The 13163-nt window shown below is 69.3% G+C and carries 13 protein-coding genes; 8 read left to right on the forward strand and 5 right to left on the reverse strand.

Annotation, left to right across the window (positions count from 1 at the left end):
* Positions 1–79 precede the first annotated feature (79 nt).
* Positions 80–1573 carry a coiled-coil domain-containing protein gene (locus M6D93_RS02710; protein ID WP_249772784.1) on the forward strand — a complete coding sequence of 498 codons (1494 nt, stop codon included), beginning with the start codon at positions 80–82 and terminating at the stop codon, positions 1571–1573.
* A 133-nt stretch (positions 1574–1706) separates the two neighbouring features.
* Here the strand turns inward: M6D93_RS02710 and M6D93_RS02715 are convergent, their stop codons facing one another.
* Positions 1707–2033: a hypothetical protein gene (locus M6D93_RS02715; RefSeq protein WP_249772786.1), complete on the reverse strand. Its 327-nt coding sequence runs from the start codon at positions 2031–2033 to the stop codon at positions 1707–1709.
* 84 nt (positions 2034–2117) lie between these two features.
* Between M6D93_RS02715 and M6D93_RS02720 the strand changes: the two genes are divergently transcribed.
* From M6D93_RS02720 to M6D93_RS02740, 5 genes are read left to right on the forward strand one after another with little or no spacing between them, the layout of a single operon-like run.
* Positions 2118–3017: a Rossmann-like and DUF2520 domain-containing protein gene (locus tag M6D93_RS02720; protein ID WP_249772788.1), complete on the forward strand. Its 900-nt coding sequence runs from the start codon at positions 2118–2120 to the stop codon at positions 3015–3017.
* 13 nt (positions 3018–3030) lie between these two features.
* Positions 3031–3864 carry a pantoate--beta-alanine ligase gene (gene panC / locus M6D93_RS02725; RefSeq protein WP_347343737.1) on the forward strand — a complete coding sequence of 278 codons (834 nt, stop codon included), beginning with the start codon at positions 3031–3033 and terminating at the stop codon, positions 3862–3864.
* Positions 3861–5567, forward strand: coding sequence for an L-aspartate oxidase (locus M6D93_RS02730; protein WP_249772792.1), 1707 nt, complete (start codon positions 3861–3863; stop codon positions 5565–5567). Before panC ends, M6D93_RS02730 begins: the two co-directional genes overlap by 4 nt.
* Entirely contained in the window at positions 5564–6499 is a 936-nt protein-coding gene (gene nadC, locus M6D93_RS02735) for a carboxylating nicotinate-nucleotide diphosphorylase (protein ID WP_249772794.1), read from the forward strand. The genes M6D93_RS02730 and nadC overlap by 4 nt, the downstream gene beginning before the upstream one ends.
* 22 nt (positions 6500–6521) lie before the next feature.
* A complete protein-coding gene (locus M6D93_RS02740; protein ID WP_249772796.1) occupies positions 6522–7286 on the forward strand; it encodes a type III pantothenate kinase in 765 nt (254 codons plus the stop codon).
* Between the two features lie 19 nt (positions 7287–7305).
* Here the strand turns inward: M6D93_RS02740 and M6D93_RS02745 are convergent, their stop codons facing one another.
* The 4 genes from M6D93_RS02745 to M6D93_RS02760 are packed head-to-tail and all read right to left on the reverse strand — an operon-like array spanning position 7306 to position 10767.
* Positions 7306–7914, reverse strand: coding sequence for a response regulator transcription factor (locus M6D93_RS02745; RefSeq protein WP_249772798.1), 609 nt, complete (start codon positions 7912–7914; stop codon positions 7306–7308).
* Entirely contained in the window at positions 7911–9059 is a 1149-nt protein-coding gene (locus tag M6D93_RS02750; RefSeq protein WP_249772800.1) for a sensor histidine kinase, read from the reverse strand. The genes M6D93_RS02745 and M6D93_RS02750 overlap by 4 nt, the downstream gene beginning before the upstream one ends.
* A 50-nt stretch (positions 9060–9109) precedes the next feature.
* The gene (locus M6D93_RS02755; protein WP_249772802.1) at positions 9110–9838 is read right to left on the reverse strand and encodes an ABC transporter permease; all 729 of its coding nucleotides are present in this window, start codon (positions 9836–9838) and stop codon (positions 9110–9112) included.
* The gene (locus tag M6D93_RS02760) at positions 9835–10767 is read right to left on the reverse strand and encodes an ABC transporter ATP-binding protein (RefSeq protein ID WP_249772804.1); all 933 of its coding nucleotides are present in this window, start codon (positions 10765–10767) and stop codon (positions 9835–9837) included. The genes M6D93_RS02755 and M6D93_RS02760 overlap by 4 nt, the downstream gene beginning before the upstream one ends.
* 125 nt (positions 10768–10892) lie before the next feature.
* Between M6D93_RS02760 and lysS the strand changes: the two genes are divergently transcribed.
* Both lysS and M6D93_RS02770 read left to right on the forward strand, forming a co-directional pair.
* Entirely contained in the window at positions 10893–12404 is a 1512-nt protein-coding gene (gene lysS / locus M6D93_RS02765) for a lysine--tRNA ligase (protein WP_249772806.1), read from the forward strand.
* Positions 12405–12713: 309 nt separating this feature from the next.
* On the forward strand, positions 12714–13061 hold the full coding sequence (locus M6D93_RS02770; RefSeq protein ID WP_249772808.1) for a histone-like nucleoid-structuring protein Lsr2: 348 nt from the start codon (positions 12714–12716) through the stop codon (positions 13059–13061).
* The last annotated feature ends 102 nt before the right edge of the window (positions 13062–13163 follow it).

Genomic DNA, 13163 nt, shown 5'->3' on the forward strand with positions numbered 1-13163 from the left:
GTGATCAAAGCAACTTTCCCCCGGTCTACGACGTCTGGGGCTAACGGTCGCCCCAGACGCTCTCGATAGACTGCCCCCCGTGCCTCGCAACGACTCCGCCAATCCCCGGGCCGGGTTCTGGCGAGTCGCGGCTATCGCCGTTGCGATTCCGTTAGGTGCCGTCGCCGTATACCTGGTCGCCTTCTCCAACACGGCCAAGCAGACCCAGATCGGCGTGCTCCTTGGAGCATGGGCGGTCTTTTTCGCCGCGCCGGCCGTCTTCTCGTCCCGTCGAACCCAGCAGCACCAGCAACAGTTGCTCGAGGTTCAACGGCACGCGGCCCAGCTACATGAGGCGCAACTCCAGATCGCCAGCCTCCAGCAGACCCAGCTCGAGGCGGCGAAGCAGTCCCAGCAGACGCAAGAGGTCGAGCTGCGCCGATTCGGCGAGTTGCAGCTGGCCCGTGAGACGGCGGCACGCCGGGAGGCAGACTTCCGTCTGGAAATCGCCTTGCGCGGCGAGATCGAGCGCGTCCTGACCGAGCAGATCAGCACCCTGCGGGACGAGGTCAGTTCCTTGCGGGCCGAGATAGTCGACAAGGTCGGTGGCCAGCTTCGGCTTGAGCGGGTGGAGACAACCCGGCTGATCGCCTCGGACCTTGAGGCGTTGCAGAGCGAGATCCGTCGCCTCGGTGGCAGCCGGGAAAGCCTGGCGGCCGCTCCTGCGGAGTACCTGAACCAGACCCGCTCGTCCCAGTCAGCCGTGCAGGCCCAGTCAGGCCAGGGTCCGTCCGGTTCCGGGTCGAACGACGACCGTGCCAAGAAGACGGCCGCTCCCGATCGGCACACCGCCTCGGCCGAGTCGGCTGAGGACATTCTCGACGCCGAGGTGATCGAGCACGATCAGGAGCCCGTGAACCAGCCTGCGCCTGCCCCGACTCCGGCCCCTGCGGCCGCCCCCGCCCCGACCCCCGCCCCGACTCCGGCCCCTGCGGCCGCCCCCGCCCCGACCCCCAGCCCCGCCCGAGCACCCGAGCGGGAACCCGCGCCCGCACCCGCACCCGCACCCGCACCCGCACCCGCACCTGCACCCGCGCCGGAGCCGGCACGGGCGCCTGCACCCACGCCGGAGCCGGCAGGGGCGCCTGCACCCACGCCGGAACCGGTACCCGCGGCCCAGGCCCTTCGCCCACCCGAGCCGGTTCCCGCTCGGGCCGCGTCGGCCATGCCGTCGCTGAGCGGTCGTCCGGACCCGTTCGCCAACCTGCCTCGTCTCACCCCGCTGTCCAGCGAGGTCGCCCAACTTCTGGAGCCGGACGAGCCGCCGGCACCGAAGTCGACGACGGAGCGGAGGGGGCCGGACACGGCGCCCACGGCGCCCACGGAGCCCACGGAGCCCACGGAGCCCACGGCGCCCACGGAGCCCACCGACGACCGCGCCGGAGCCGGCGTTCGAGAGAACGAGCCGCGCTACGTGGGCCGCCGGCGAGCGGCCGGGGAGACAGCGCCGGAGGACACGCGTCCAGCTGGCGGACGTCGCCGAGCACCGGACGATGCGCCCGACGACCTGCTCGCCCGCATCCGTCGGAGTTAGTTGTTTCCAGTTAGCCGTACGGAGCGCGCACCCGCTAAAAGCGGTGTCTCATCAGACATCACGAACGGTGCGAGCTGCAGGCGAGATCCGTGGCTGGTGTCGGGCCGAGCCGGAAATCCGGCGTCGCCGGGGTCTAGAGCCAGGAATCGGTGTCGACCGTGTGCTGGGCCGCGCGGCGGTCAGCCTCGGCGTTCACCCCGGCCGACACCCGTCGAACCGCCTCGTCAACCGAGACCCCGGTCTGATCGGCCAGCAGATACACCAGGAACCCGAGTTCGCCGAGCTTGTCCGCCCAGCCGGTCGGGACCCGGTAGGGCCGGCGGCCCCCCTCCGTTGAGCCGTCGGCCGCGGCGGCGAGCTGCCCGAGGCATGCCTGCAGCTGCAACAGCAGAGCTGGGGCGGTGGAGTGGGCCTCGGCCCGGTCGGCGGCGGCCGCGACATCGGTCTGCAGATCGGTCACCCGAGCACGGTAGCCGACCGCCGCAGGGATACGCGAAGGTCACATGACCGTTACCCGGTGAACACCCGCCGCTAGGGTTGGTGCGTGATCGATCCCTCCGGAGCGCCCCGGCTGCGGGTGGCGGTGATCGGCGTCGGCCGGGTCGGTTCGGTGCTCGGCGCTGCACTTGCCCGAGCGGGCCACTTCGTCGCCGCCGGCGTCGGAGTGAGTGACACCTCCCTGCGGCGGGCCGAGCGGATGCTGCCCGACGTGCCTTTGCTGCCGGCCGACGAGGCCGCGGCGCTGGCCGATCTGGTCCTCATCACGGTTCCGGACGACCAGCTCGCCGGCCTCGTTCAGGGTCTGGCCCGGACCCAGACCTGGCGGCCCGGGCAGCTCGCCGTGCACACCTCGGGGGCCAATGGCATCGACGTCTTCGCCCCGGCCGCCGAACTCGGCGTCGTCGGGATGGCCCTGCATCCGGTCATGACGTTCGCCGGCCGCGAGGAAGACCTGCTGCGTCTCACCGACGCGGCTTGGGGTGTGACGTCGCCGGAGGAGTTCCGTCCGGTCGCCGAGACGCTGGTGATCGAGCTCGGCGGCGAGCCGGTCTGGGTTCCCGAAGCGTCGCGGGCGCGCTACCACGCCGCCTTGTCGATGGGCTCGAATCACCTCGTCACACTGGTGAACGACGCTGCGGACGTGCTCCGCGAGTCCGGCGTGGACAACCCGCGCCGCCTGCTCACGCCGTTGCTCGTCGCCTCCCTGGACAACGCGCTGCGGCTGGGCGATGACGCGCTGACGGGGCCGGTCGCCCGGGGTGACAGCCGAACCGTCGACAAGCATGTGCATGCCCTCGCTGGTACTCGTTACCTCAATCCGTACCTGGCCATGGCGATCCGTACGCTGCAACGAGCCCAGGCGGCCGGGCGCCTCACCCAGCAGCAGTGCCAGGAACTCATCGCGGTGATCGAGGCCGCCGAAGACATCGAGGGCGACGGATGACGGGCGATCGATGGTGACGGCAGTGGTTCACACTCCTGCCGAGTTGGCCCGCGCGCGGGAACGGCTCGCCGGCGTGGTCGGCCTCGTCCCGACCATGGGCGCCCTGCACGATGGCCACGCGGCCTTGATCCGGGCGGCCCGGGCTCGCTGCGACACCGTGGTTGTGAGCATCTTCGTCAATCCCATGCAGTTCAACCAGGCCGCCGATCTCGCTCGTTACCCGCGGCCGTTGGAGGCCGATCTGGCACGCTGCCGCGAGCTGGGCGTCGACCTCGTCTTCAACCCGTCCGTGGACACGATGTATCCCGGCGGCCCGGTGCAGGTGTGGGTCACCGCAGGGGAATTGGCCGACCAACTGGAGGGCCCGAACCGCCCCGGCCACTTCGACGGCGTGCTGACCGTCGTGACGAAGCTGTTCACGGCCGTTCGTCCGCAGCGTGCCTTCTTCGGTGAGAAGGACTATCAGCAGCTGGTCCTGGTGCGGCAACTCAGTCACGACCTCGGACTGGACGTCGAGGTCGTCGGCGTCGGCATCGTGCGGGATCCGGACGGCCTGGCGCTGTCCAGTCGCAACGTGTTCCTGTCCGAGGACGAACGCCGCCGGGCCCTGGCGCTGCCGCGTGCCCTGCAAGCCGGACGGGACAGCGGGCGTTCCGCCTCGGCGATCGTCGCCGCGGCCCGGGCGGTTCTCGACGCCACCGACGGCATCGAGGTGGAGTACCTGGAGCTGCGGACGCCAGACCTGCGCCTGCCCGAGGCCGGTGCGGCTCGGTTGCTGGTCGCGGCCCGGGTGGGACAGACCCGGCTGATCGACAACATCGCCGTCGAGATCGGGGGCGGCGTATGAGCCTGCCGCAGAAGCTGCTCGCGCCCGCGCCCGGCTGGATCGTGGAAACCGACGTCGTCATCGTCGGATCGGGTGTCGCGGGACTGACGACGGCGCTCCGGATCGCCGGAGCCGGCCTGCCCGGGGCGGTCCCGACCGGCCTGCGGGTCATGGTGGTCACCAAGGACGTTCTGGCGGCGGGTTCCACCCGGTGGGCGCAGGGTGGCATCGCCGCGGCGCTCGGCCCGGACGACACCCCCGCCGATCACCTGGCCGACACGTTGGTGGCCGGGGTCGGGCTGTGCGAGCGCGACGCCGTGCAGGTGCTCGTCGACGAGGGCCCGGCCGCAGTGCGGGAGCTCGTCCAGCTCGGTACCCGCTTCGACCTGTCGGGCAACGGGGAACTGTCCCTGACTCGTGAGGGCGGCCATCACCGTGACCGGATCGCTCACGCGGGCGGCGATGCCACCGGTGCTGAGATCGAACGCGCGCTGGTCGCGGCGGTGCTGGCCAGTGACGCGATCGAAGTCATCGAGCACGCCCTCGTGCTGGACCTGCTGCCCACGAGCGCCGGCGTCGGCGGGGTGACCCTGCACGTGATGGGGGAGGGTCAACTGGACGGAGTGGGCGCGGTGCGGGCCCGCGCGGTCGTCCTGGCGACCGGGGGCATGGGTCAGATCTACGCCGCCACCACCAACCCATCGGTGTCCACCGGGGACGGAGTCGCGGCGGCATTGCGGGCCGGTGCGGTCGTGCGCGACCTGGAGTTCGTCCAGTTCCATCCAACGGTGTTGTGGCTCGGTGGCGGTGCCGCGGGCCAGCAGCCACTCGTCAGTGAGGCGGTGCGGGGCGAGGGTGCCTTCCTCGTCGACGATGCCGGCCGCCGTTTCATGCAGGGCCAGCACGAGCTGGCCGACCTGGCCCCCCGCGACGTGGTGGCCAAGGCGATCCTGCGCGAGATGGCAGAAACCGGCGCCGCGCACGTGTGGCTCGACGCCCGGCACTTCGGTGCGGAGAAGTGGCGAGTGCGCTTCCCGACGATCCTGGCCACCCTGAACTCGCTCGGAATCGATCCGGTCGCCGAACTGATTCCGGTGGCCCCGGCGTGTCACTACGCCTCCGGTGGTATCGGCACCGACCTCCACGGTCGCGCGTCGGTGACCGGCCTGTACGCCTGTGGTGAGGCCGCCTGCACCGGCGTGCACGGAGCGAATCGGCTCGCGTCCAACTCGCTGCTGGAGGGGCTGGTATTCGGCCGACGGATCGCCGACGACGTCATCGCGACCCTCTCGCCCGGTGATCCGCTGGTCGATCTGGGAGTGGACGTCCGTAGCGCGGGCATCTGCTCCAGCACCATTCGCCCCTTGCTGCAAAGGGAGATGTCGGCCGATGCGGGCGTGCTCCGGGACGCTCCCGGGCTGGTGCGCGCCTCGGCCACGCTGGCGAAGTTGTCGGCGCAGCGCAGTCGCGATCCCCGCACCGAGAGCTGGGAGGCGACCAACCTGCTCACGGTCGCCACCGCGTTGGTCGTCGCGGCCACCCGCCGCCAGGAGACGCGCGGGTCGCACTGGCGCGAGGACCATCCTGGCGCCGATGACGAGCGCTGGCTCGGCCATCTGGACCTGAGCCTCGGGCCGGATGGCATGATCAGCAGCGATTACCGGCCCCTGCGAGCGCCTGGCGCCGAACCGTCCGTCCCCTCCTCGGAGCTGTTGCCCAGATGATCCCGCCTGACGTTCTCGACGCCATTGCCGCCGTCGGGCTGGATCCGGCCGAGGTGGCCCGCGTGGTGACGACGGCCCTGGCCGAGGATCTGTCCGAGGGAGCGGACGTCACCACCGCTGCCACCATCGCCGCCGATCAGCTCGGACGGGCGGTCGCGGTTCCGCGCCAGACCGGTGTGGTGGCCGGACTGCCGGTAGCCGCGCTGGTCTTCGCGATCGTCTCCGACGGCCGGGTGCGCATCGACATCGCCGTGGCCGACGGTGACATCGTCGAGGCCGGCGAGCCGCTGCTGGTGGCCACCGGCCCGGTGCGCGATCTGCTCACGGCCGAACGGACCGCCCTGAACCTGCTGACTCACCTGTCCGGTGTCGCGACCACGACGCGGCTGTGGGTGACCGCCGTGGCCGGTACCCGCGCCCAGATCCGGGACACCCGCAAGACCATGCCGGGACTGCGAGCCCTGGAGAAGTACGCGGTCCGCTGCGGGGGTGGGATCAATCACCGCATGTCACTGTCGGACGCCGCGCTGATCAAGGACAACCACGTGCACGCGGCGGGCTCGGTGACTCGCGCCTTCGAGCTCGTCCGGGCCGCCGCGCCCGGCCTGCCGGTCGAGATCGAGGTCGACACCCCGGACCAGTGCGCCGAGGCGATCGCCGCCGGCGCGGACCTGATCCTGCTCGACAACATGTCGCTGCCGGAACTGCGGCGGTGCGTGCAACAGGCCGCAGACGCGGATCGCCCGGTGCGGCTGGAAGCCTCTGGTGGCCTGGAGCTGGGCAACGCGGCCGTGGTCGCCGGCACCGGAGTCGACTATCTCGCGGTGGGCGCGCTGACCCACTCGGCGAAGGTGCTCGACATCGGACTCGATCTCGCGGACATCGACAAGCCGGCCGGGCCGCGCGCCCCGGCCGACGATCACGCGAACTGAACGGGACGGAACGGGACGCCAGATGCTGCTGACCATCGACATCGGTAACACCAACACCGTCCTCGGCGTGTTCGACGGGGAGCGGATGGTCCACTCCTGGCGAGTGAAAACCGATTCCCGCAACACCGCGGACGAGCTGATGCTGACTTTCCGTGGCCTGCTCGGCGACCTGCCGATCACCGGGATCGCCGGCTGCTCAACGGTGCCGGCGGCACTGCGGGAGTTACGCACGATGCTGGCCCGGTACTGGGGTGCGATGCCGACCGTGCTGGTGGAGCCGGGGATCAAGACCGGCGTCGCGCTGCTGTTCGACAACCCGAAGGAAGTCGGTGCCGACCGCATCGTCAACACTCTCGCGGCGCACCACCTGGTCGACGGGCCGGCAATCGTGGTCGACTTCGGGACCTCGACCAACTTCGACGTCGTCAGCGGGAAGGGTGAGTTCCTCGGTGGCGCCTTGGCGCCCGGGATCGAGATCTCCCTGGACGCTCTGGCGGCCCGTGCCGCCCAGCTTCGCAAAGTCGAGTTGATCAAACCCCGTTCGCCCATCGGCAAGAACACCGTCGAGGCCCTGCAATCGGGGATCCTCTACGGCTTCGCCGGTCAGGTGGACGGCCTGGCCCGCCGGTTGGCCCGGGCGCTGGAACCGGATGACCCCGCCTCCGTCGAGGTCATCGCCACCGGTGGCCTGGCCCCGCTGGTGGTCGAGCACTCCGAGACGGTCACCCGGCACGAACCGGATCTCACCTTGATCGGTCTTCGCCTGATCTACGAACGCAACACCTGAGCGCGCCGGCGGACACCGGTCACAGCCAGCCGCGCTGCTCCGCTTCCCGGAAGGCCTCCACGCGGTTGCGGACTCCCGTCTTGGCGATGGCCGCCGACAGGTAGTTACGTACGGTGCCCTCCGACAGGAACAGCTTGGTCGCGATGTCGGCCACGGTCGCCCCGTTACGGGAGGCCACCAGCACGTCACGTTCCCGGCCCGTCAGTGGGGACGCCCCACCGGCCAAGGTCGCCGCGGCGAGGGCCGGATCGACCACCCGTTCGCCGTTGGCCACGCGCCTGACCGCGTCGGCCAGCTGCTCGGCCGGAGCGTCCTTCACGACGAAACCGACCGCCCCGGACTCCATGGCCCGGCGCAGGTATCCGGGCCGGCCGAAGGTGGTCAGGATGATCACCCGAGTGCCGGGCACCTCGTGCGACAGGGCGGCCGCCGCGGCCAGGCCGTCCAGTCCCGGCATCTCGATGTCGAGCAGTGCGACGTCGGGTCGGTACTTGATCGCCGCCGCCACCACCTCGTCCCCACGGCCTACTTCGGCGACGACCTCGAAGTCCTCGGTCAACGACAGCAAGGCGGCCAGGGCAGAGCGGACCAGGGCTTGGTCATCGGCCAGCAACAGTCGTACGGTCATCGGTTCAGCTCCACGAGGACGTGCCAGCCCGGACGGGAGCGCTCGTCCTGCGCAGCGGTGCCCACGGTGAGACGGCCACCGGCAGCGCCTACCCGCTCGCTCAGTCCGGTGAGCCCGTTGCCCGATTCGCACGCGCCGCCGATGCCGTCGTCGCTGATCTCCACCGAGGAAGGCGTGAGCCGGATTTCGCAATGGCTGGCGCGGGAATGCCGGACCACGTTCGTCACGCCTTCCCTGATCACCCACGCGAACAGCTCCGAGTGCCCGTTGGGAACGGAGTCGATCGCACCCGGCAGCACGGCGGCGATGCCCGCCGCCCGCAGCACTTCCCGTGCGGCGGCCAGTTCGTTGCCCAAGGTGACCTCGCGGTAACCAGACACCGCCGCGCGGACGTCGGTCAGGGTCTGCCGGGCCAGGGCTTCGACCTCGGCGATCTCGAGGGCGGCCTTGGCGGGATCGAGTTCGGCCAGTCGCCGGGCCAGGCCCGCCTTCACCGTGATGGTGGTGAGCGAATGACCCAGCAGGTCGTGCAGGTCACGGGCGATCCGGGTCCGTTCCCCCTCCGCCGCGAGCCTGGCGACCTCGGCCCGCGCCTCCTCCAGCGCTCCGTTCGCTCGCATCAAGCCGAAGAACCCGAACATCGCCAGGGAGACGATGGCGATGGCGACCGGAATGCTGGGGTCGAAATGCGCTCGCCAGGACGGGATCGCCAAGGGGACGGCGATCGACAGGCCGACGTAGCAGGCCAGTACCGGAAACGACTTTCCGTACCGCGCGGCGACGGAAAGGACGCTGACGTAGACCAGCATGACGAAGGCATCGGCGTGCGCGAACACCAGTTCCACCGCACAGAGCAGCAGCATCAGGGCGTACAGCCGCCAAAAACGCTCGTGGTGTTCCCCGCTCATCCCTGTGGCGACGGCGTAGAGGTAGCTGGCGCAGAAGACGACGAGGATCAGCCAACCCACGCAGTCCCACGGCTGACGGGAGTAGCGAGCGACCCCGCCCGCGGTCTGGATCAGATAGATCAAGAAGACACCAGGAAACACGAAACGCAGCCAGCCCTTGGCCCATCCGGGTCTCGCCGAGACCACGGACGGCCGGTCGGTCCCGGCAGACGCGGCTGGTCGGTTCGCGGTGGTCATTTCACCCGTCAATCTAAAGGGTCGACTCGAAAGGATGGCAGTGTTCGCCGTCAGCCCCGCTTGGTGTCCTCGGCGTAGGCACGGGTCGCGAGCCCGCTGAACGCCAGTGTCCAGGCCAGGATGACCACCCACCCCTTGACGGGCCACATCGTCCCCCCGACGCCGAGATGGCCGGCCTGGACGATCCAGTAGGACGGCGTCCAGCTGCCGATGGTGCCGATGATTCCGCTGACCGGAAACCAGGACCCCCCGACGATCGCGAACAGCGACATGGCTCCGCCCATCAGCGGACCCATCGCCTCCTCCTTGAACGTGTGTCCGGCCCAGATCCCGATCGCGGCGAAGGGCACCAGGCCGATGAGCACGAGCGCGGTCGTCTCCAGCCAGTGCACCGCCGACATCCGGGCGCCCAGCGAGGCCCCGACGAGGTACAGCACCGCGATGGTCATCCCCGCGGTCACGTAGCCGACGAGGACCTTGGCCGTCAGGTAGGCCCTCGGGGTGAGCGGACTCAACCGCAGCTGGCGGTTCCAGCCGATGGCGCGGTCGACCGCGATACGCATGCCCCCCGCGATCACCGCCCCGACCGATCCGAAGGTGAGCATTCCGATCATGTAGTACGTCGCTCCGTTGATTCCCGAACCGCCGAAGTTGTCGTCGTGGCGATTGGGCGCGCCGAAGATCAACAGCATCAGGACCGGGAAGATCAGCGAGAAGATGAAGCTCTGGCGATTGCGCAGCACACGCAGCAGTTCCAGGCGCAGGTATGTCGTGTTCATCGGGTGGTCTCCGCATCATCGATCGCTGTGTGACCCGTGAGCTTGAGGAAGGCCTCTTCCAGACCGGCCCCGGCGACCTCGATGTCACGGGCGGCGGGATACCGGCTGAGAAACGTCCGAAGCGCCAGGTCGGAATCGGAGCAGCTGAGTACCACGGCCTCGCCCCGGCGCTCGGCTGCGCTCACGCCGTCGATGGCGGCGAGATCGGACCGGGGCACGTCCGGCAGGGTGGCCCGGATGAGTTTGGACCCCACCAGCGACCGGATCTCCGTGGTCGGGCCGTCCGCCACGATCCGTCCGTGCGCCATGAGCACGATCCGGTCGGCGTACTCGTCGGCTTCTTCGAGGTAGTGGGTGGCGAACACGACGGTCTTGCCGCTGTTGGCGATCGCGCGCATCGTCATCCAGAACTGGCGTCGCCCCTCGACGTCCAATGCGACGGTCGGCTCGTCCAGCACGAGCAGATCGCTGTTGGACACCAGGGCGATCGCGAATCGGGTGCGCTGCAGCTGCCCGCCGGAGAGCTTGTTGGTGCGCTGACCGGCGAAGTCCGAGAGTCCGGCCAGCTCGATGACCTCGGCTACCGGCAGCGCCCGCGGATACAAGGACGCGATCTCGGTCAGCAGCTCGGTGACGCTCAGGTAGGGGACGAGTGCGCCCACCTGCAGCATCCCGCAGATCTGGCCGGCCGCGACGGCCTCCTTCGGGCTGAGGCCGAAGATGCGGGCTGAACCTGCGTCGGGCTGGGACAACCCCAACATCATGTCGATGGTCGTGGACTTTCCGGCCCCGTTGGGTCCCAACAGGGCGACCGTCTCACCGGCAGCGATATGCAGGTCGACCCCCCGCACAGCCTCGAGCGCGCCGAAGCTCTTTCGCAGGCCGGTCAGCTCGATCCCGCCGCGGATCAGGGTCTGGTTCGTCGTCATGGGCCTGAGCTTGCCCGGACGTGCCGGTGATCGGCCAGTGTGAACGTCCCTGGTTCCGACGTGACATTCGTCAGCAGGCCACCCACGGCGGCTGTCCGGTGCTTGGCCGCCGATAGGCTTGGGCGGTGACCGAGCCTGCTGATGCCGCCGACGATGCCCTGACCCCGGACGACCTTCCCGAGCAGGTGCGGATCCGGCGCGGGAAGTACGACCGGCTGATGTCCGATCCCGAGCGCGCGCCGTTCCCGGTCACCGTCGCTCGCACTGACTCGCTGGCTGAGATCCGTGCGGCGTTCCCCGACCTGGAGCCCGACACCCAGACCGGCCGGAAGGTCGGGGTCACCGGACGGGTCATCTTCGTCCGCAACACCGGCAAGCTCTGCTTCGCGACGCTGCGCGAAGGCGGCGTCGAACTGCAGGCGATGCTCTCGCTGTCCTCGGTGGGCGAGCAGGGCCTGGCCGACTGGAAGGCCGACGTCGACCTCGGTGATCAGGTTTTCATCACCGGCGAGGTCATCTCCTCCCGCCGGGGCGAGCTGTCGGTCATGGCCGACTCCTGGCGGATCACCGCGAAGGCACTGCGCCCGCTGCCCGTCGCGCACAAGCCGATGAGTGAGGAGGCGCGGGTCCGTCAGCGCTACGTCGACCTCATCGTCCGTCCGGAGGCCCGCCGCATGGTGCAGTTGCGGGCCGACGTGATCCGCTCGCTGCGACGGACGTTGGAGTCAGGTGATTTTCTCGAAGTGGAGACGCCGGTTCTGCAGCTGATCCACGGCGGCGCCGCGGCGCGGCCCTTCAACACCCACCTCAATGCTTTCGACCTGCCGATGTCCTTGCGGATCGCGCTGGAGTTGCCGTTGAAGCGTTGCATCGTCGGAGGCATCGAGCGCGTGTTCGAACTCGGTCGCATCTTTCGCAATGAGGGCGTGGACTCCACCCACTCACCAGAATTCACGATGCTCGAGTCCTACCAGGCCTACGGCGATTACCACACGATGGCCGACCTCACCCGCAACCTGATCCAGAATGCCGCCACGGCAGTCGGTATTGCCGCCCCCACGAACGCTGACGGCGTGGAGATCGATCTGTTCGGCGAATGGCGATGGGTGACCGTGTACGGCGAGGTTTCGCGGGCAGTCGAGGCCGAGATCACCCCGGACACGACCGCCGAGGACTTGCGCGGATATGCAGCCGATCATGGCGTGGGCCTGAAGCCCGAATGGGGCGCCCCCGAGATCGTGCTGGAATTGTTCGAAAAATTGGTGGAACACAGCTTCGTGCAGCCCACCTTCGTCGCCGACTTTCCGCGAGCGGTAAAGCCGCTCGCTCGCAGCCACCGCACCGATCCGCGTTTGGCCGAGGCCTGGGACCTCATCATCGGCGGTGTCGAGGTCGCGACGGCGTTCTCGGAGCTGGTCGACCCCGTCGAACAACGTCGTTTGCTGGTCGAGCAGTCCTCAGCGGCTGCCGCGGGCGATCCCGAGGCGATGCAACTCGACGAGGATTTCCTCACTGCTCTCGAGTACGGCATGCCCCCGACGGGCGGAATGGGGATGGGCGTTGATCGTCTGGTGTCCCTGCTGACCGGCAAGGGAATTCGGGAGACAATCTTGTTTCCGCTCCTCAAGCCGCTTTAGGGCGATCGGGCCAGTCGCTAAACGGCCAGGGCCGGCGGCCGTGCGCGATCGCTCGGACGCGGCGACGAGTGCGACTGTCAATGCGATCCGGGCCACCGCGCATATACGCGGACGCGGCGCCCGGCCATTGCGGGCGGCGGCCCGGCCGCCGATATTCCTTCGGCATTAGTCCGGCCGGGATTTCGCACGATCGTGGTGCGCGCGACAACTGGCCAGTTCGGCCGCCATTGGGTTCGGAGTGTGATCTACTGTCCGTTGACCGGCGTTATGCGACACGTCGTTAATTTCACATGATTGGAAGATCAACGAATGGCCCAGAAGATTCAGGTTTTGCTGGTCGACGACCTCGACGGGGGCACCGCCACCGAAACGGTCTCTTTCTCCCTCGACGGCATGTCCTACGAAATTGATCTGTCCGAATCCAACGCGTCGGTGCTCCGCGATGCGTTGGCCCCGTATGTCGGCCACGCCCGGCGGGCCGGTCGGGCCTCCGGCCGCACTGCTGCCACCACCCGCCCCGCGCGCGGCGGTGTGGTGCGCGCCGACCGCGAACAGACCCAGGCCATCCGCGAATGGGCGCGCGCCAATGGGCACAAGGTGTCCGAGCGTGGCCGGATTCCGGCCTCGATCGTGGACGCCTACAACTCCTCTCACTAGCCCCCGCCGTTGAGGTTGCCCTCGTTGCGGGGGCCAGGCGTTGAGGTTGCCCTCGTTGCGGGGGCCTAGGCGTTGAGGTTGCCCTCGTTGCGGGGGCCCAGG

The sequence above is a fragment of the Jatrophihabitans telluris genome, from assembly GCF_023516435.1.
Lineage (GTDB): Bacteria > Actinomycetota > Actinomycetes > Mycobacteriales > Jatrophihabitantaceae > Jatrophihabitans_A > Jatrophihabitans_A telluris.